This window comes from Caballeronia sp. (genome assembly GCF_049581465.1).
Lineage (GTDB): Bacteria > Pseudomonadota > Gammaproteobacteria > Burkholderiales > Burkholderiaceae > Caballeronia.
Window position 1 is genome coordinate 1 of record NZ_JBAUSA010000480.1, and the last position, 1,894, is coordinate 1,894.

2 protein-coding genes are annotated in these 1,894 nt (G+C 65.2%); both read left to right on the forward strand.

Going from position 1 to position 1,894, the window contains the following annotated elements:
• The coding region (locus WCA53_RS11830; protein WP_423909704.1) for a TolC family protein at window positions 1-662 on the forward strand (662 nt) is incomplete at its 5' end.
• A 75-nt stretch (window positions 663-737) separates the two neighbouring features.
• The coding region (locus tag WCA53_RS11835; RefSeq protein ID WP_423909709.1) for an efflux RND transporter periplasmic adaptor subunit at window positions 738-1,894 on the forward strand (1,157 nt) is incomplete at its 3' end.

The following is a 1,894-nucleotide window of genomic DNA, read 5'->3' on the forward strand; positions in this document are numbered from 1 at the left end:
CCCTGCCTTCCCAACTGCTCGAGCGGCGCTACGACGTAGTCAGCGCCGAGCGCACGGCGGCGGCGGCCAACGCGAACATCGGCGTTGCAGAAGCCGCGTTCTATCCGTCACTGACGTTCTCGGCCGAGGGCGGTTTCGCGCACAACACGTTGGCGCATCTGTTCACGGTGCCAAGCCGCTTCTGGACGCTCGGCCCCGAACTCGCAGAAACGATTTTCGACGCCGGTGCGCGCAGGGCCGCGGTACACGGAGCGCGCGCGACATACGATGAAGACGTCGCAAACTACCGGAACACGGTGCTGACAGCGTTCCAGAGCGTGGAGGACAGCCTGTCGTCGATGAATCACCTGCGGGCGCAGGAAAGCGCGTTCACGAAAGTGCTAGACAGCAGTAGCCGCCTGTTCGCGAGCGAACAGGCGCAGTTCAATGCAGGCGCGGCGAGCCAGCAGAGCGTGCTGACACAACGGCTCACCTTGATCCAGGCGGAGCAGAGTGTGCGCGACACGCAGGCGCTGCTCGCCGAGAGCAACGTACAGTTGGTCAAGAACCTGGGTGGCGGCTGGCAGCGCAATGACGCGGAGGTCGCGTCAGTACCGGCTGCTGCTTCATCGCCTGCTTCGCCGTCGCCAGTACCCCCTGCGTCGGAGCAGCCCGCCGACTGACCTACATGCTGTTCCATACGTCGTGGCATGCCGCGCAACCCGCGTGTGCAGGCCTCAAGCAAGAACGGAGTTCTCATGAAGTCACGTCCTCGGCGCGCGTCGCTGTCGTATCTGTGCCTGATCGTACTCGCCGCCTGCTCGAAAACCGCGCCGCCGCCTCCGCCGCCACAGGTTGCGGTGGTGAAGGTGCAAATGCAGTCGGTGCCGCTGGAGCGCCAGTTCGTCGGCCGGCTTTCGGCTTACTACAGCGCAAATGTCACGGCCCGCGTGTCCGGCGTACTGCTGCGGCGCAACTACACAGAAGGCTCGCAGGTTCGCGCGGGGCAACTCCTGTTCGAGATCGATCCGGTCTTTTACCGCGCGCAGCTCAATAACGACATCGCGCTGCTGGCCGAGGACCAGGCCACCTACGTGAACGACCACATCACCGCCGAGCGCAATCGCAAGCTGCTGCCGGTCGGTTCGGTTTCGCAGCAGACCGTCGACAATTCCGATGCCGCCGAACGCAGCGCGGCGGCCAAGGTAAAGGCCGACGAAGCATCTGTCGAGAGCGCACGGGTGTCGCTCAACTACACACGCGTGAGCTCGCCGATCACCGGCATCGCCGGACAACAGCAGGTGACGGCGGGCGCGGTGGTCGGTACCAGCACGTCCGACACGGGCGGCGGCGGCACGCTGCTGACGACGGTCCAGCAGATCGACCCCATGTACGTGAACTTCACGATCAGTTCCGCCGATCTGGCGACACTGCAGGAGTCCCAGAGCACCGGCTCGGTCAATCTGCAGCAGCAGAACCAGACCCCGGTGCAGATCGGGTTGCCCAATCGTACGTCGTACGGCACAGCAGGCACGCTCGATTTCTCCGACGTAACGGTGAATGCGGCGACCGGCGCGATCAATCTGCGTGCGCTCGTCGCGAACCCGCAGCGGCGTCTGCTGCCCGGCATGTATGTGACGCTGACTGTCGACTTCGGCCGGCGGAACAATGTGTTCCTGATTCCTCAGCAGGCACTGCAGCGCGACACGGTCGGCGCATACGTGATGGTGGTCGGCGCGAATGGCAAGGCGGCGCGCAAGGACGTCGATGCGAACGATAGCCTCGGCAACAACTGGGTCGTGACACGCGGGCTGGCAGACGGCGACGAGGTCATCGTGACGGGTGTGCAGATGGCGCGGGACGGGGCGGCGGTGAAGACCGTCGAGTGGCAGCCGCCCCCGCCGCCTTCAGGTGC